Origin of the sequence: Hydrogenophaga sp., assembly GCF_051007235.1 — a bacterium.
Taxonomy (GTDB): domain Bacteria; phylum Pseudomonadota; class Gammaproteobacteria; order Burkholderiales; family Burkholderiaceae_C; genus Hydrogenophaga.
In genome coordinates this window covers 1-16,871 of record NZ_JBPCSJ010000286.1, presented here as the reverse complement: position 1 = coordinate 16,871, position 16,871 = coordinate 1, and the positions used below count along the sequence as shown (strand labels likewise).

Sequence of the window (16,871 nt, the reverse complement as noted above, 5' to 3'; positions counted from 1 at the left end):
CCCGCGAGTTTTTTCTTCGACGAGGTTTCGATGATGGTCGGGCAGGCGCGGCCGCCGAACAGCAGGCTGGTGGTGTCGCTCTTGGGATCGCAGCCGATCAGCAGCACCTTCTTGCCCTGCTGGGCCATCATGTAGCTGAGGTTGGCGAGCGTGAAGCTCTTGCCGATGCCGCCCTTGCCGTAGATCGCGATGATCTGGGTCTCTTTCTTGACTTCGCCGGTGTGCACCCGATCGGGTTCGATGGCGGCCTCCTGGCGCAGCTGCGCCTGGAAGTGGATGGGGTGGCTCTTGATGTCGGGTGCGTTCATCTCAATGACTCCAGTCGAGGACCATCTTCAGACAGTGGGGATCGCCGAAGGCGACCTCGTAGGCATCCCGCGCTTGCGCCGGCGTGTGGGTGTGGGTGATCAGGTCGTCGAGCGACAGGCGTCCGGTGTTCACCAGTTCGGTGACGGCCAGCAGGTCGGCGCGCTTCCATTCGGCGGCGACGCGGATGCTGGCTTCGCGCATGAAAGCGGGCGCGTAGGCGAACGAGATGTCCTGGTGGTAGAAGCCCGCCAGCACCACTTCGCCGCCCTTGTCCAGCCGCGGGATGACTTTGTGCAGGATCTGCGCGTCGCCGCTGACGTCGTAGATCGCGCGGTAGTTCTTGCGGTCGTCGTCGTCCGGGTGGACCACGCTGTAGCCTTCGCCGCCGGCCTGGCGCAGCGCCTGGGTTTCCCAGACCACCGGGGCCGGGGCACCGGCGGCCACCGTCAGGCGGGCCAGCAGCCGGCCCATGACGCCGTGGCCGACGATCAGGTCGGGTGGGGTGTCGGGGTCGCGGGTGCCGCCGTAGGTGACGGTGTGGTACGCGGTGGCGGCCAGCGCCAGCAGCACCGCGTTGGCGTTGTCGTTGTGCACCTTCACCACGCGGCTCTCGGGCACCACCAGGCGCGAGCCGGCGCCGCCGAACAGGTTGTGCACGCCTTCGAAGCTGTAGGAGCCGGGCACGAACACCCGGTCGCCGATGGCCAGCTGGCACGGGCCCTGGGTGCGCACCACATGGCCCACCGTTTCGTAGCCGGGCACCAGCGGGTAGCCCATGCCGGGGAAGGGCGGCATGCTGCCGTCCCAGAGCAGGCGCTCGGTGCCGGTACTGATGCCGCTGTACTGCACCTGCACCTCCACGTCGCCGTCGGCCATGGGGCGCAGCGCCAGCGTCTGCACCGACAGCTGGCAGGGGCTCTGGAACACAATGGCTTGGGCTTGCATGGTGGACATCCGTGGGGTGTGTGGCGGGGTGTCAGTGCAGACGGGTGGTGGCTTCAGGGTCCGGGGACAGCGCCCTGGACTTGCGGCCCACCAGAATCTGCGCATGCAGCGGCATGGGGTTGGGTGCCAGCTCGATGTGGGTGAAGCCGGCGGTCTCCATCAGCGCCATCAGGGCCTGGGGGGTGCGCAGCTGGCCGGAGCCCATGGCCATCAGGTAGAAGTGGAAGTACGGGTCGCTGGGGCTCTGGCCCCCGCTCTGCGCCATGGGTTCGGCCAGCAGCAGGGTGCCGCCCATGGGCAGCGCCGTGTGGATGGCGCGCAGCAGGTGCAGCACGGTGTCGTCGGCGTGGTCGTGTGCCACGCGCACCAGCGTCACCAGGTCGGCGCCGGTGGGCAGCGGGTCGGCCGTGAAGCTGCCGCCGTGGGTGGTGATGCGTCCGCCCAGTCCCTGGCGGTGCACGTGGTCCTGGGCCAGTGCGGCCACCGGTGGCAGGTCGAACAGGTCGCACTGCAGGTGGGTGTGGCGTTGCGCCAGCGCGCTGACCCAGCCGCCCATGCCGCCGCCCACGTCGAGCACGCGGCGGTGGTCGGCAAACGGGTAGGCGGTCAGCAGCTCGTCGATCACAAAGCGTTGCGAGGTGGCCATGAGCGCCGAGTAGCGGGTGAATGTGGCGGGCGGCGCGGCCTGAACGCTGGCCTGGTTGGGCGTGTACGGCCAGTAGGTGTGCATGCCCGCCTGGCCAGGGTCGCGCAGCAGGGCCAGGGGATCGCGCATGTCGTCGTACAGGGTGGCGTTGTGCTCCACCATGTCGCGGATGCCTTCGTGTGCCGCCACCGGGGCGCCGAGCGCACCCAGGCCGTAGCGGCCACCGCTGCGGCGGTCCACCAGGCGCATGGAGACAGCGGAGTCGAGCAGGCGTTGCAGGCCGGCGCGGGGCAGGCCGGTCTGGGCGACCAGCTGGTCCAGCGTGCGCGGCGCGTCCAGCAGGGTTTCCAGCAGGCGCAGGCGCACACAGGCCAGCAGCACCTGCGTGTGCACGAAGCCGGCCATCAGCTCGAACAGCCGGGCCGAGCGGCGACGCACCACCCAGCGCGACAGCGGCCACGACAGCGCCCAGCGGTACAGGCCCGGGCTGGTGGACCACCGGTCGATGCGGGCGGCCAGCCGTTCCCGCCACGAGGGCTGGGCGTCGAAGGCCGGCAGCGGGTGGGGTGTGGGCAGGGTGCTCATGGGAGTTCCTCGCGGTCGCTCAGGCCAGCGCGCCGCGCGGTGCCACCACGGCGGCGGGGCGGTGCTGCGGGTATTCGCGGTGGATGCGGTCGCAGGTGCTTTGCGGCATCAGGCGTTCGGACTCTTGCCACACCAGGTGGCGCATGGCGGTGCGGCTCGGGCAGTCGGGGATGGCGTCCACCGCCTGCTGCATGAGGCCGCGGAAATAGTCGACCGCGCCCACCAGGCCCAGGTCGGCCGCGGCACTGGGCCGGTGGTGCTGAGCGTCCTGGCCGGCGGGCTTGCCCAGCTCGTCGCTGCCCAGCATCACGTCGCGGATGTCATCGGCCACCTGGTAGGCCTCGCCCAGGCATTCGCCCAGGGCGCGCCAGGCGCTGGGGTCGGCGCCGGCCGCTTGTGCCCCGGCGCAGGTGGACGCGACGAACAGGGCGCCGGTCTTGGCTCGCTGGTAGCGGCTCAGCGACGCGCGGGGTTCACATTCCCAGGCCTGCCCGGCCACGATGCCGTCGGGTGCACCGGTGCCGGTGCACACGGTGGCGATGAGGCCGGCCAGGCGTTGCGGGTGGTGCGCACCCGCGCGGGCCAGGGCCTGGAAAGCCATCACGATGAGGCCGTCGCCGCAGAGCAGGGCCAGCGGTTCCCCGTGGAGCTTGTGCACCGTGGGCTGGCCGCGCCGGGTGTCGGCGTCGTCGAAGCAGGGCATGTCGTCGTGCACCAGCGAGGCGCAATGCAGCAACTCGATGGCGACCGCGGCGGCGTCGGTGAGCTCGGGTGCGTCTTCACCGCAGGCCTGGGCCACGGCGAGGCACAGCTGGGGACGGATGCGTGCGCCACCGGGGAACACGGCGTGCCGCAGGGCGGCGATGAGCCGTGGCGGGGCGCTGGGGCTGTGCGCGAGGGCCAGTTGCTGGTCCAGCGCGCGCTGTACGCGTGACATCATGTCCATGGGCCCCTCGGCGAGTGCCGTGACTGTCATCAACATGCGACAGTCACGGGTGTCAATTTAACATGACACTTTGTTCTGTCAATTGAAAGTGACTGTTTTTCACCGAATGCGCGGGTAAACCCTTTGTTTTGGGGCACCTTGGGGTGGATGGCCCGTGGCCACCGTCGGCGTGTGGGCTGGGTGGGCGGGGTAGGCGGTCCGGGAATGCGTTTTTTCATTCCGCGTCCGCTGGCGCCAGTCAGGCTGGAGCGTGGTGGCTGCGCCTGCGGCGTTGGGTGGTCTGGTGGGAAGGCGACCGCGCCTGCGCACCGGGACCGTTCGATCGAACGGCCTGACCTGCGGTGTTCAGGGCGCCGCAGCGTCTTTGGCCGCCGCCGACCGGGGCAGGCCATACGGCCGCACCAGGTGCACCACGTGCTCGGGCACCATGGTTTTCATGCGCGCCGGGGCTTCGCGCTGCAGGTGGACCATGGTCTCCAACGCCTTCATCTCCACCCGCGCCCGCGCGAACTCCAGCCCGCGCGGCCCCACGCGGGGCATGAGCCAGCCCACGATGGGGCGCAGCCAGTCGGGCATCTTGCGCAGCGGCAAGCCACCGGCCGCGCGTTCCACGTTCTTCAGAAACCCCTTGACCGCCCCCGCGCGCTGGCCCGCGCTGCCCGGCGCCTGCGTGGCCACTTCATCGCCCAGCAGCTCCAGCACAGCTTGGCCCTGGGCGTTGCGCACCAGCAGCCACTGCTCGCCCCGGCCGCCCATGTAGCCCACGGTGATGTCGGACAGCACGTTGGTGTAGTCCACGCAGGTGCGGCAGGTCATGGGGAAAAAGTCGGGCGGCAGCGTGGACAGCGGCAATTGCAGGAACGGTATCTCGCGCACCGCGCCGTCTTTCATGCGGATCTCGACGTGGTAGTCGGCGCGGAATTCGAGGTAGGTCACGTCCTGCGGCCGGGGCGAGACCAGCGCCAGGAACTGGTGGAAACGTTCGGTGGTGGTGTTGTCGGAGCAGGGCGTGCCGATCACGACCAGCTTCTGCAAGCCCTGCTCGCGTTCCAGCTCGGGCTGGATGGCGCGCAGCGCGTAGATCTGGCACGGGATGCCGATCACCGCCAGCCTTTTGTGGCCCATCGCCAGCGCGGGTTCGACCAGCGCGACCAGCGGTGCATAGCCCATGCGCATGCCGCGGCAGCGCGCCATGTCTTCGGGCCGCGTCACCAGCACCGGCAGCGGGCGCCAGGGGTCGTTCGGGTGCGGCGCCACGGCGATCACCGCGTCCACCTCGCCGGCCTCCAGCAGCTTCTGCGCGATGCGGGTGGTGATGCCGGTCCACTGTGCGCCGGCCAGCGGCTGCTTCAGGCGGGCCTGCAGCATCTCGCGGAAAGGGCCGAAGAACAGCTCGTCATCGCCATGTTGGCCGCCTTCACCCGGGCCTGACAGGCGCCGCGCGCGGCCATGCACCCGGGCTTCCAGCGCGGGGTAGTCGGGGTGGATGAACTGGCAGGCCTGGCCGCAGCGCTTGGGGTTGGCGGTGCGCGAGAGGCCGCAGTCGGTGCAGAAATGGCGCTCGGGCGCGTCGGGCAACACCGGTGTCCAGAGGGGTGCCGAGGGGCTTGTCATGTGGTGACCACCTGCGCGTCTTCATAGGCCTTCACGATGTGACCGGCCACCAGCGCAGGTTGCTCTTCGTGCGCCAGGTGGCCCAGTCCGGGCAGGTGGGTGCAGCGGGCTTGCGCGGCGGGCGACAAGCGTTGCAGCACCTGCTCACTTTGGGCGGGTGGCACGGTGCGGTCCTGGTCGCCGACGATCAACAGCAGCGGCACCGCAAGGCGGGGCAGGTCACGGGCGAAGCTGTCCAGGTCCCAGTTGGCCATCATGCCCAGCGCGCCTGCCGCGTGATCGGGGCTGGCCACGAGGCGGCGGTACAACTCGGTGCCTTCCCGGTCCAGTGTGGACCCGGTGCTGTCCAGCAGGCGCTGCAAGGCCGCGGGTGTTTGGGCGTGCCAGGCGAACAGGCGTGGCACAAACGGCGCCGAGGCCATGAGCTTGGCCGCCGGGGCGAACAACTGGCCCGCCAGACCGCCCAGCGGCAGCAGCGCGGCGTTCAGGCCCACCAGCAGCCGGGGATGGATCAGCCCGTCCAGGGCCATGCGGAGCGCCACCGCCGCCCCCGCCGAATGGCCCACCACCAGGGCGGGTGTGCAGCCCAGCTTCTGCAGCAGGCCGTGCACCGCGCGCGCCATGCCGGGCAGCGAGAGCTGCGGCGCGCCCGCGCCACCCGGGGGCAGGCCGGTGAAGGCGTGGCCGGGCAGGTCCAGCGTGATCAGGTTGAAGTGCGTGGCCAGCAGGGGCGCCAGTGCCCGCCAAGAGTGGGTGGAGGCGCCGGTGCCGTGCAGCAGCAGCGCCCAGGGCGCAGCCGCATCCGGACCGTCAAAGCGCTGCACGTGCCAGTGCAGGCCACCGGCCTGCACAAAGCGGCTGTGCTCATGGTGCGGCCACTGTGGGCCGTCCCGTTGCCAGTCGAGCGGGCGGACCATGGCGTTCAGCGCGCAGGTTTTGACGCCAGTTGCACGGCGCGCGACAGCCCCTCTGCCCCGGCGTGTGGCAGCGGCACATAGGCTGCGCCCATGGTCTGCGCCAGCGTCTGCGCGGCCTCGCTGGGCTGGGGCGAGGTGTCGATCAGCAGCGCGCTGGTGCCGCCGAGGCGAAACGCCTGTGCGGCGGCCAGCGCATCGTCGGTGGCGGCCGCTCGGCCGGGCGCGCCGCTGCGGGCGATGTTGGCGCGGCCGTCGGTCAGCAGCACCACGATGGGCGTGTCGCCCTGGCGCGCCAATTGCGCGGCCAGCTCACCCGCCGCCTCGATGCCCGAGGCCAGCGGCGTGCCGCCGCCGCCGGGCAGTGCGCTCAGGCTGCGCTTGGCGCGCGCGAGTGAACGTGTGGGGGGCAGCAGCAGCTCGGTGCCCGGGCCGCGGAAGGCGATCACGGCCACGCGGTCGCGCCGCACATAACACTCGGCCAGCAGCAGCTCCACCGCACCCTTGGCCTCGGCCAGCCTGTGCAGTGCGGCCGAGCCCGAGGCGTCCACAACGAACACGGTGGTGGTGGGGCGGTGCTGGCGGTAGCGCACGATGTGGAAATCTTCGCGCCGCACCTGGATGCGTGTGGGCCCGGGGCTGACCTGCTGGCGCAGCCGCTGCCAGGGCGCTGCCGCGCGCAGGGTGTCGAGCACGTTCAGGCGCGCACCGGAGCGGGGCTCGCCGCGCCGCGTGCCCACCGGGCGGCCCCGGTGCTGGTGCTTCATGGCGGCGCCCGAACGACCGGCTGCGGACGCGCGGGCCTGCCGTTCCTGGCCCAACTGCAGCGCGGCCAGCAGTCCGGCCGGAATGGCGGCGCGCACGGCCTCGACCAGCCGGTCTTCCATGGCCTGCGGGCTGGCGTCCGGGTCGGGGGGCGGTTCGGCGGCGGTGTCGTCGCCCGGTGGTTCGGCGGGCGGCTGGTCCTGCGGCGGCTCTGCGTCCGCGTGTTGCGCTTCTGGTGGAGAGGGTTCGTCGACGGGTGGCTCGGCATCCGCTGGCGGCTCGGCGCTGGGCATGCGGGTGGCGCGCGGCGCCAGCACCAGGCTGGCCGCCAAGGTGGCGTGGCTTTCGTCCACCGCGTCCAGCCCCGCCAGGGCGGCGGCGGCGCGGGCGGCGCGCAGGGCCAGCAGCGGCGCGCGCAGCGAATCGACACCCCACACCAGCGACGCGCCGCACAGGCTTTGCAACACGGCGTCCGGCACGCTCACCTGCGACAGCCGCTCGCGGGCCTCCTGAATATCCTGCGCCGCCCAGTGAACGGCTTCATCACCGTCGGTCGCCGGGTCCAGCAGCAGGTGAAAGGCCAGCCGGTCGAGCAGGGCGGCGGGCATGCGCTCTTCGTCGCTGGCGCCTTCGTCCAGCGCCACCACCGCCAGCCGAGCCGGGCAACGCTCGGTCAGGCCGTCGCGCTCCAGCGCCACCTGGTGCGTGTCGAGCGCGGCGGCCAGGTGCGAGGCCACGCCCGCACCCAACCGCTCGGCCATGGCCAGCAGCAGAAAACCGCCGTCGGCCCGCGCCAGCAGTCCGCGCTGCGCCACCGGACGGCCCGCGTGCAGCGTGGCCGACAGGTCCAGCCCACCGAGCAGTGCGGTGTCGCCCGCGCTGAGGGGCACGCGCAGAAACGGCGTCGATTCAGGAAGCAGATTGCGCAGCAGCGCAAGCCATTCGTCGCGCAGCGGGCCGGGCGCCGCGCGCAAGGCCGCACCCCCAAGGCCGACCGGGTCCACTGCCAGCAACGCCGCCGCGAGCGCCGCACGGGCACCGAGGCCGGGGGGCTGATGGGATGTCATGCCAACCGCTTTGCCGGAGCGCCGTCCACACCGCGAGAAGCAGCGCCGGGGGTCACTTCAACAGCTCATTCACCGCCCGCTCCACGCGCGCGCTCGATCCCGCGTTGTCCAGCGGGTTGCGGCGCAGGCGGTGGCGCAAGGCCGGGCCGGCGATGCGGCGCAAGTGGGCGTCGCCCACGGTGGCGTCGCCCTGCAGCGCGGCCAGCGCGCGCGCGGCGCGAATCAGGGTCAGGTCACCGCGCAGGCCGTCGGTGCTCAGGGCCATGCACAGGGCGGCGGCGCGTTCGCGGGCCGCGTCCGGGATGGCGACATCCGGCAGGCGGGTGCGCGCCGCCACCAGCTTGCGGCGGATGCGTTCGTCTTCCTTCTTCCACTGTGCGGTGAAGGCGTCGCGGTCCTGTTCGAAGGCGTCGCGGCGCTTCACCACCTCGACCCGCTCGGCCAGTTGGTCGGGCGTTTTGACCTCCACCGACAGGCCGAACCGGTCCAGCAGCTGCGGACGCAACTCGCCTTCTTCCGGGTTGCCGCTGCCCACCAGCACGAAGCGCGCGGGGTGGCGCACCGACAGACCTTCGCGTTCCACCACGTTTTCGCCCGAGGCGGCGACGTCGATCAGCAGGTCCACCAGGTGGTCTTCCAGCAGGTTGACCTCATCTATATAAAGAAAGCCGCGGTTGGCCTGGGCCAGCAGGCCGGGCTCAAAGGCTTTGACACCTTGTGACAGCGCGCGCTCCAGATCGAGTGCGCCGACCACGCGGTCTTCGGTGGCACCCAGCGGCAGGTCCACCACCGGCACGGAGATCAGGTGCGATTTGGCTACCGTGCCCGCGGGCCGCAGGGTGGCACAGTCGGCACAGCGCGCGGCGCCGTCGGCCGGATCGCAGCCGTAACGGCAGCCGGTCACGGCCTTGATCTTGGGCAGCAGCGCGGCCAGGCCGCGCACCGCGGTCGATTTGCCGGTGCCGCGGTCGCCCAGCACCAGCACCCCGCCGATGCTCGGGTCGATGGCGGCGATCAGGATCGCCGTTTTCATCTCGTCCTGACCCACGATCGCGGAGAAGGGGAATGCTTGTGCCATGGATTTCAGTATGGCACAGACCCACTTTTTTGCGGTGTTTATGACATCTGGTCATGTCATTAAATAATGACACTCCGTCCACAAGGCTTGTGTTTCTAGCTCGCCGGGGCGGCATTCGGTGTCTTTTTGCACCAACATGGGGCGATCCAACCGAGGGTCAGGGCGATTTTTCCGTTTTCTCGAAAACCGCTGGGAGGTCAGCGCCGAGCTCCGCGTGCCACCGGTCGATGCGGCGCACATGACCGTCGAGTTCCAGCCGTGCCAGCGTGCGTGCCACCGATTCGCGCGAAGTGGACAGCAGCGCTGCCAGCGCCACCTGGCTCGGCAGCAGCACCGTGCGGGTGCCCTGTTGTTGCGCCAGCAGCAGCAGAGAGGCCGCCAACTGCCGCGGCAGGCCGCGCAGCCGCATGACCTGGCTCCAGTCCGCCAGAAGGGAAAAGGCGTTCGCCATGTGGTGGTGCAGGATGTCCAGCAGGGCCGCGTCCTGGTGCAGGGTGTGGCGCAGAGCGGCCACCGGCATTTCGCACACTCGCCCGGCCGACAAGGCTTGCGCACCGACCTGGGTGGGTTTGCCCAGCAGTCCCCACATGCCCAGCAGGTGGCCCCGGCCCACCATGGCCACGGGGTGCTGTGCGCCGTCGGGCCCGGTGCGGGTGAGCATGACGGTGCCCAGCTTGACGGTTCGCACCACGCCAGCAGCGATGCCTTCCGACTGCAAGACCTCGCCTTTGCGGAAACCCAGTTCGCGCAGCATCGGGTCCAGCCGTTCTTGCTGGGCCGGTGGCAGCCGGCCGATCAGGCAGGTCAGGCGAGCCGCGCACAGCTGGCAGCGCTGGACGTGGTCGGTGGGCGGGGCAGCGGGCATGGGTGGCACTGAAGAAGCGGGGCGCTGGGTGTGGGGCGCGGTCGGGCCGGCTGTGGCTTCGCCGCGGAGGATGCGATCGCCCACAGGACGTTTCCGCTGTGTGTTCGGCGCAAACGCCGGCTTCTGTAGCCCTGGGGCCGCGTCTTTCGTGGTGTTCTGCACATCGGTGCGCGCGCCGGCGCCGTGCGTCTTGTGCCAGGTCGGGCCAGGGTGGGGTGGGAACGGCGTCGGCGTGTCTGGGGAGGCGGGTGGATGCATGTGGACGGTTTGCCACAGCAAGACGGTGTCAAGCGGGACTGACTGCAAACGGCGTCACATTCGGCGCTGATATCGGTGCAAGATGTGAATAAATCACAAGCGTGTACAAAGGACTACACGCGATCTGCCGTTAGTGTTGCGAATTCGCCTGGGAGTCAGCTTTTCGCATTCGTTCACGAGTTTTTTCATGCCGTCCCCACGCGATTTTCAGCATCCGCTGGCGCTGCGCGCCGATCCCCAGGCGCCCGAATCCGGTCCCGGTCTGGCCGGGGCGCCGGTCGACGCGCCGCTGGCCGCACGGCTGGCTTCGGCCGAGCAGACCCTGCGCGACATCTCACACGCCCTGGCGCACGATTTGCGCACCTCGCTGCGCCATGTGGCCAGCTATGCCCAGCTCTTGACCGAACCGGCCTACGCCAATCAGCCCGAGCAGGCGTCCCGCCTGGCGCACAAGGTGCTCGATTCCAGCCGGCGCCTGCAGCACCTGATGGAATCTGTGTCGGCCCTGGCCCGCCTGCAGGCCGAGGATTTGCAGTTACGGCCGGTGAACACCAGCGATGTGGTGCGCGCGATCATCCGCGAACTGGATGAAGGCTCCCGCGGCGCCCGGGTGGCCTGCGTCGTCGCCACCGAACTGCCGCCGGCCCAGGCCGATGCCGCCTTGCTGCGCCGCGTCTGGCAGGAGTTGCTGGACAACGCCTGGCGCCACGCGCGCAGCCACGGCCAGCCGCGCATCGACATCTGCTACGAGGCGGTGCCGGGCGGCCACGCCTATTTCGTGCACGACAACGGCCTGGGCTTCGAGCCCGAAAAGGCGGCCGAGCTGTTCGGCCTGTTCCAGCGTGCCCAGGGTGGGCCAGCGCCAGGTCTGGGTGTGGGCCTGGCCATGGTGCGGCGCATCGTGGAGTGCCATGGCGGACGCGTCTGGGCCACGGCGCGCCCGGGACACGGCGCCAGCTTCGGCTTCAGCCTGCCGGCCGACGCGGGCTGAGCGGCTGGCGGCGCGTCAGCGCACCAGCGCGCGCCACAGCAGCAGGGGCACGTCTGCCTTGCCCACGGTGGGCCGCTGCAGCCAGCTGCGGTGACCGGTGGCGGCGATTTTTTCCAGGATGCGCAGTCCACCCTGCACCACCAGCCGCAGTTCCCAGCCAGCCCGGCCCGGGATGCGCTGCGCCAGCGGCGCGCCTTGCAGCATCAGCGCCTGGGCCTGTGCGCACAGCTCGGCCACCAGCGCCTGGCAACGCGCCTGCACCTTGGGCTCGCCCAGCCCGGCAAAGTCGCCCAGGGTCAGGTCATGGCGGGCGAGCGCGTCGGCCGGCAGGTAGTGGCGCCCGCGGGCGTGGTCCACCGAAATGTCCTGCCAGAAGTTGATCAGCTGCAGCGCGCTGCACACCGCGTCGCTCTGTGCGAGCGAGGGCGCGTCCGCGATGCCGTACAGGTGCAGCAGCAGCCGCCCCACCGGGTTGGCCGAGAGGCGGCAGTAGGCCAGCAGCTCGGCGGTGTCGGCGTACACATGCCCGGCCGCGGTGTGGCGCACGTCCTGTTCAAACGCGCTGATCAGGTCGTGCAGCAGCGGCGCAGGCAGGGCGTGTGCGCGCACCGCCTGGGTCAGCGGGCCAAACACCCCGGGCCAGGCGGATGCGGCGGGTTCGCCCGCCAGGCACTGGTCCAGCGCCCGGCGGTAGGCGGCCAGTTGCGCCAGGCGCTCGGTGGTGTCCAGGTCGCCTTCGTCGGCCAGGTCGTCGGCCGAGCGTGCGAAGTGGTACAGCGCGATCACCGCCGGGCGCAGGGCCGGCGGGCACAGCCATGAGGCGACCGGGAAGTTCTCGTAATGCCCCACGCCCGCGGACAACGGCGCCAGCGGCGGCGATACAAGTGGCGGGGACTGGTGGACGTGGGGCTTCATGAGCGGGGTATGGGGTGGCGGGTGGGCCGGTGCGAACCTGCAAGGCCCACACGGTTGCCGTGGCGCCGCGGCCGGACCAAGCGTCCGACACGGATTGCACTACAATTTTGCTTACTAACCGGTTGGTCATTAATTTGATCGGTTGCCAGGAGACGCCTTTCACAAGGCGCTCCGTCACCGCACCGGTTGCCTATTGTGGGTCCATCCAAACCCCGCCTTCGCCGGCCGTTCTTCTGTTCAAGCCATGAAACACCCTTCCATCCTGCTGGTTTCGATGCTGTCGCTGTTGCTGGCGGCCTGTTCTAAAACCGAGGCGCCGCAGGAGCCGATCCGCGCCGTCAAGCTGATGACTGTCAACGCGTCGGCTGTCGGTGCGCAGCAGGAATACGCCGGTGAGGTGAAGGCCCGTGTCGAGTCGCGGCTGGGCTTTCGTGTCGGCGGCAAGCTGGTGCAACGCCCGGCCGAGGTGGGCCAGCGGGTGCAGGCCGGTCAGCTGCTGGCCCAGCTGGACGCCACCGACCTGGGGCTCGCCAGCCAGGCGGCGCAGGCCCAGGTGAGCGCCGCGCAGACGCAGCGCGACCTGGCCGCGGCCGACCTCAAGCGGTTTGCCGAGCTCAAGGCGCAGGGCTTCATCAGCGGTGCCGAGCTGGAGCGCCGCCAGGCCGCCCTGGACGCGGCCGATGCGAGCCTGCGCCAGGCGCGTGCCCAGGGTGCGGTGCAGGGTAACCAGGCTGGTTACACCCGCTTGCTGGCCGACGCGGCCGGCGTGGTGGTGGCGGTGGATGCCGAGGTGGGCCAGGTGGTGGCCGCCGGCACGCCGGTGGTGCGCCTGGCGCGCGACGGCGCGCGCGACGTGGTGTTCGCCGTGCCCGAAGACCGGCTGGCATCGGTGAAACCAGGCGCCACCGCGCAGGTGCGCCTGTGGGCTGCGGCGCAGGGCGGCCCGGCCGCCGGGGCACTGAGCGGCACCGTGCGCGAGGTGGCGGCCAGCGCCGATCCGGTCACGCGCACCTACCAGGTCAAGCTGGCCTTGCCGGCCGATGCCGTCGTCCCGCTCGGTGCCACAGCCTATGTGTCCCTGGCCGGCAGCGGCACCGGTGTGCCGGCCGTCAAACTGCCCACCAGCGCGCTGATGCGGGCGGCCGGTGCCCAGGGCGGCACCTCGGTCTGGGTGTTCGACCCCGCCACCAGCACGGTGCAGCCGCGCACGGTGCAACTGGCCGGCGCCGACGGCAACGACATGCTGGTCGCCTCTGGATTGAAGGCCGGCGAAGAGGTGGTGGCCGCTGGCGTGCATGTGCTCACGGCCGGCCAGAAGGTCACCCGCTTCGCCGCGGCGGCCCCGTCCGCGAACTGAGGCCCAGCATGCAACACAACGCTTCCCATGCCCCGACGGGCGGGCCGTCTTCCTGGATCGAGCGGATGAACCTCTCGCAGTGGGCGCTGGACCACCAGGCCTTCACCCGCTACCTGATGATCGTGCTCATGGTGCTGGGCGTGGCGGCCTACTTCCAGCTCGGGCAGGACGAAGATCCGCCGTTCACTTTCCGGGCCATGGTGGTGCGGGCCTACTGGCCCGGTGCCACGGCGCAGCAAATGTCGGAACAGGTGGCCGACCGGCTGGAAAAGACCCTGCAGGAAGTGCCCTACGCCGACAAGATCCGCAGCTACTCCAAGCCAGGGGAGACGCTGATCATTTTCCAGATCAAGGACGCGTCCAAACCCGCGGATGTGCCGCAGGCCTGGTACACGGTGCGCAAGAAGATCGGCGACATGCGCGCCACCCTGCCGCAAGGGGTGGTGGGCCCGTTCTACAACGACGAATTTGGCGATGTGTTCGGGGTCATCTACGCCCTGCAGGGCGAGGGCTTCACACCGGCCGAACGCAAAGCAGTGGCCGATGACGTGCGCCAGCAGCTGCTGCGCGTCAAAGACGTCAACAAGGTCGAGCTGTTTGGCGCGCAGGACGAGAAGCTGTACGTCGAGATTTCGCACAAGCGCCTGGCCACACTGGGCCTGGACATGCCGCAGGTGCTGGCCGCGCTGGGCCAGCAGAACGCGCTGGAATCCGCAGGCGCGGTGCAGGCGCCGCACGACGTGGTGCAGGTGCGCGTGGGGGGCGCTTTCAACTCGGTGGAGCAACTGCGCGCCATGCCGATCCGAGCGGGCAACGGCACGCAAATCCGCCTGGGCGACATCGCCCAGATCGGTCTGGGCTACGCCGATCCGGCGCAAACCCTGGTGCGCCACAACGGCCAGGACAGCATCGCGCTGGGCATCTCCATGGCCAAGGGCGGCGACATCATCGCCTTGGGCAAAGCCCTGACCACCGCGATGACCGACATCGAGCGTACCTTGCCCGCGGGCATGCGACTGGTGCAGGTGCAGGACCAGCCGGCCGCGGTGAGCCGGTCGGTCAACGAATTCGTCAAGGTGCTGATCGAGGCGGTGGTGATCGTGCTGGCGGTGAGCTTCCTGGCGCTGGGCTTGCACAAGCGCGAGGGCGGGCGCGGTCTGCGCCGCTACATCCTCGACGTGCGGCCCGGTCTGGTGGTGTTCGTCACCATCCCGCTGGTGCTGGCCATCACCTTCCTGGTCATGCGCTACTGGGGCATAGGCCTGCACAAGATCTCGCTGGGCTCGCTCATCATTGCGCTGGGCCTGCTGGTGGACGACGCCATCATCGCGGTGGAAATGATGGTGCGCAAACTCGAAGAGGGTTACACCATGATGAAGGCGGCCACCTTCACCTGGGAAGCGACCGCCATGCCCATGCTGACCGGCACGCTGATCACCGCGGCGGGGTTCCTGCCCATCGGCATGGCCCAGTCCACCGTGGGCGAGTACACCTTTGCCATCTTTGGCGTCACCGCCGCGGCGCTCATCATTTCGTGGGTCGTGGCCGTGATGTTCGTGCCCTACCTGGGCGTGCGGCTGCTCAAGGTCAAGCCCCACGTCTGGCCGGCCAACGAGGTTTTCGATGGCCCCTTCTACGAGCGCTTTCGCGCTCTGGTGGACTGGTGTGTGCAGCACCGATGGATCACCATCGGCCTGACCATCGGCACCTTCGTGTTGGGCATGGCGGGCATGGGCAAGGTGCAGCAGCAGTTCTTCCCCGATTCGAGCCGCCCGGAAATCCTGGTCGACGTCTGGCTGCCCGAAGGCGCCAGCATGGCCGCCAACAACGAGGTGACGCGCCGCGTGGAACAACGCCTGACGCAGCTGCCCGGCGTGACCAGCGTGACCGCCTGGGTGGGCTCGGGCGTGCCGCGTTTCTATTTGCCCATCGACCAGATCTTCCCGCAGAGCAACGTGTCGCAGCTGATCCTGCTGCCGCAGGACCTCAAGGCCCGCGAGGTGCTGCGCCACCAGGTGCCGGCGCTGCTGGCCACCGAATTCCCCGAGGTGCGCGGTCGCGTCAAGCTGCTGGCCAACGGCCCGCCGGTGCCGTACCCGGTGCAGTTCCGCGTGGTCGGCCCCGATCCGCTGGTGTTGCGTGGCCTGGCCGACGAGGTCAAGGGCACGTTGCGCCAGAGCCCCAACATGCGCGGGGTCAACGACAACTGGAACGAGTCCGTCAAGGCCCTGCGGCTGGAAGTGGACCAAGTCAAGGCGCGTGCGCTTGGGGTCTCCAGCCAGTCCATCGCCCAGGCCGCGCGCACTTTGTTGGCCGGCTCCACCATCGGCCAGTACCGCGACGGCGACAAACTGATCGACATCGTGCTGCGCCAGCCGCTGGCCGAGCGCGACGCGCTGACCAGCCTGGCCAATGCCAACCTGCCCACCGCCAGTGGCAAGAGCATCCCGCTGCTGCAGATCGCGCGCCCCGTGTTCGACTGGGAGCCCGGTGTGATGTGGCGTGAGAACCGCGAATACGCCATCACCGTGCAGGGCGACGTGGTCGAGGGCCTGCAGGGCGCCACCGTCACCGGCCAGCTGCTGCCCGCGCTGCGGGAAGCCGAGGCCCGCTGGCGCAACCAGGGCCTCAACGGCTACCGTGTCGAGGTCGCGGGCTCGGTGGAAGAGAGCAGCAAAGGCTCTTCGTCCATCGCCGCTGGCCTGCCGGTGATGCTGTTCATCGTGTTCACGCTGCTCATGCTGCAGCTGCAGAGCTTCAGCCGCGCGCTGCTGGTGTTCCTGACCGGACCGCTGGGCCTGGCCGGTGTGGCCGGTGCGCTGCTGCTGCTGGGCCGTCCGTTCGGGTTTGTGGCCTTGCTGGGGGTGATCGCGCTCATGGGCATGATCCAGCGCAACTCGGTGATCCTGATCGACCAGATCGAGCAGGACCGTGCGCGCGGCGTACCGGCCTGGGACGCGATCGTCGAAGCCGCGGTGCGCCGCATGCGCCCCATCGTGCTGACGGCGGCGGCGGCGGTGCTGGCCATGATCCCGCTCTCGCGCAGCGTCTTCTGGGGCCCGATGGCGGTGGCCATCATGGGTGGCCTGATCGTGGCCACTGTGCTGACACTGCTGGCCTTGCCGGCCATGTACGCGGCCTGGTTCCGCGTGCGCCGGCCGGCCTGAACCCTGCGGCTACAATAGAAGGTTGCCGTCAGCGGCGCCTTTCGGGGCACCGTGTGTCAGGCGCGCGGGTGGCGAAATTGGTAGACGCACCAGGTTTAGGTCCTGACGCCAGCAATGGTGTGGGGGTTCGAGTCCCCCCCCGCGCACCACCTCACAGACGAACAGATCCTCACCGGTTGTCCCTCGTGGCCGACCGCCTTCCCTGATTGGAGATAACCATGACCGTGACTGTTGAAACCCTGGAAAAGCTCGAGCGCAAGATCACGCTGACGCTGCCGGCCGACGTGATCCAGAACGAGGTGACCAAGCGCCTGAAAGAAGTGGCGCGCAAGGTCAAGATGGACGGTTTCCGTCCCGGCAAGGTGCCGATGAGCGTGGTGGCCCAGCAGTACGGCTATTCGGTGCACTACGAAGTCATGAACGACAAGGTGGGCGAGGCTTTTGCCGCC

Annotated in this window: 14 protein-coding genes and 1 tRNA gene; 5 read left to right on the top strand and 10 right to left on the bottom strand. The window is 69.9% G+C overall.

What is annotated here, in order from left to right:
- The 9 genes from ACR2JA_RS10195 to ACR2JA_RS10155 all read right to left on the bottom strand — a co-directional run.
- Positions 1-308 (bottom strand): AAA family ATPase (locus ACR2JA_RS10195; protein ID WP_434008973.1); only part of this gene is annotated, 308 nt, incomplete at its 3' end.
- A gap of 1 nt (position 309) precedes the next feature.
- Positions 310-1,254: a chlorophyll synthesis pathway protein BchC gene (bchC, locus tag ACR2JA_RS10190; RefSeq protein ID WP_434008972.1), complete on the bottom strand. Its 945-nt coding sequence runs from the start codon at positions 1,252-1,254 to the stop codon at positions 310-312.
- A gap of 31 nt (positions 1,255-1,285) precedes the next feature.
- On the bottom strand, positions 1,286-2,485 hold the full coding sequence (locus tag ACR2JA_RS10185; RefSeq protein ID WP_434008971.1) for a methyltransferase: 1,200 nt from the start codon (positions 2,483-2,485) through the stop codon (positions 1,286-1,288).
- 19 nt (positions 2,486-2,504) lie between these two features.
- Complete coding sequence (locus ACR2JA_RS10180) at positions 2,505-3,431, bottom strand: polyprenyl synthetase family protein (RefSeq protein ID WP_434008970.1); 927 nt, start codon at positions 3,429-3,431, stop codon at positions 2,505-2,507.
- Positions 3,432-3,776: 345 nt separating this feature from the next.
- A complete protein-coding gene (locus tag ACR2JA_RS10175) occupies positions 3,777-5,045 on the bottom strand; it encodes a Coenzyme F420 hydrogenase/dehydrogenase, beta subunit C-terminal domain (protein ID WP_434008969.1) in 1,269 nt (422 codons plus the stop codon).
- Positions 5,042-5,962 carry an alpha/beta fold hydrolase BchO gene (gene bchO, locus ACR2JA_RS10170; protein WP_434008968.1) on the bottom strand — a complete coding sequence of 307 codons (921 nt, stop codon included), beginning with the start codon at positions 5,960-5,962 and terminating at the stop codon, positions 5,042-5,044. Before bchO ends, ACR2JA_RS10175 begins: the two co-directional genes overlap by 4 nt.
- 5 nt (positions 5,963-5,967) lie before the next feature.
- On the bottom strand, positions 5,968-7,791 hold the full coding sequence (locus ACR2JA_RS10165) for a magnesium chelatase subunit D (RefSeq protein WP_434008967.1): 1,824 nt from the start codon (positions 7,789-7,791) through the stop codon (positions 5,968-5,970).
- Between the two features lie 52 nt (positions 7,792-7,843).
- Entirely contained in the window at positions 7,844-8,869 is a 1,026-nt protein-coding gene (gene bchI, locus ACR2JA_RS10160) for a magnesium chelatase ATPase subunit I (protein WP_434008966.1), read from the bottom strand.
- 157 nt (positions 8,870-9,026) lie between these two features.
- Positions 9,027-9,734: a Crp/Fnr family transcriptional regulator gene (locus ACR2JA_RS10155; RefSeq protein WP_434008965.1), complete on the bottom strand. Its 708-nt coding sequence runs from the start codon at positions 9,732-9,734 to the stop codon at positions 9,027-9,029.
- Between the two features lie 445 nt (positions 9,735-10,179).
- Here ACR2JA_RS10155 and ACR2JA_RS10150 point away from each other — a divergent pair, with 445 nt between their 5' ends.
- The gene (locus ACR2JA_RS10150; protein ID WP_434008964.1) at positions 10,180-10,983 is read left to right on the top strand and encodes a sensor histidine kinase; all 804 of its coding nucleotides are present in this window, start codon (positions 10,180-10,182) and stop codon (positions 10,981-10,983) included.
- Positions 10,984-10,998: 15 nt separating this feature from the next.
- On the opposite strand, the gene hpnC is transcribed toward ACR2JA_RS10150, so the two are convergent.
- Entirely contained in the window at positions 10,999-11,898 is a 900-nt protein-coding gene (gene hpnC, locus ACR2JA_RS10145; RefSeq protein WP_434008963.1) for a squalene synthase HpnC, read from the bottom strand.
- A 244-nt stretch (positions 11,899-12,142) separates the two neighbouring features.
- Here hpnC and ACR2JA_RS10140 point away from each other — a divergent pair, with 244 nt between their 5' ends.
- From ACR2JA_RS10140 to ACR2JA_RS10125, 4 genes are all read left to right on the top strand, one after another.
- Positions 12,143-13,255, top strand: a complete 1,113-nt coding sequence (locus ACR2JA_RS10140) for an efflux RND transporter periplasmic adaptor subunit (RefSeq protein ID WP_434008962.1) — start codon at positions 12,143-12,145, stop codon at positions 13,253-13,255.
- 8 nt (positions 13,256-13,263) lie between these two features.
- Positions 13,264-16,422 (top strand): efflux RND transporter permease subunit, encoded by a 3,159-nt coding sequence (locus ACR2JA_RS10135; protein ID WP_434008961.1) that lies wholly within the window; start codon positions 13,264-13,266, stop codon positions 16,420-16,422.
- Between the two features lie 62 nt (positions 16,423-16,484).
- Positions 16,485-16,571, top strand: a tRNA-Leu gene (locus ACR2JA_RS10130).
- Positions 16,572-16,640: 69 nt separating this feature from the next.
- Positions 16,641-16,871 (top strand): trigger factor (locus tag ACR2JA_RS10125; protein ID WP_434008960.1); only part of this gene is annotated, 231 nt, incomplete at its 3' end.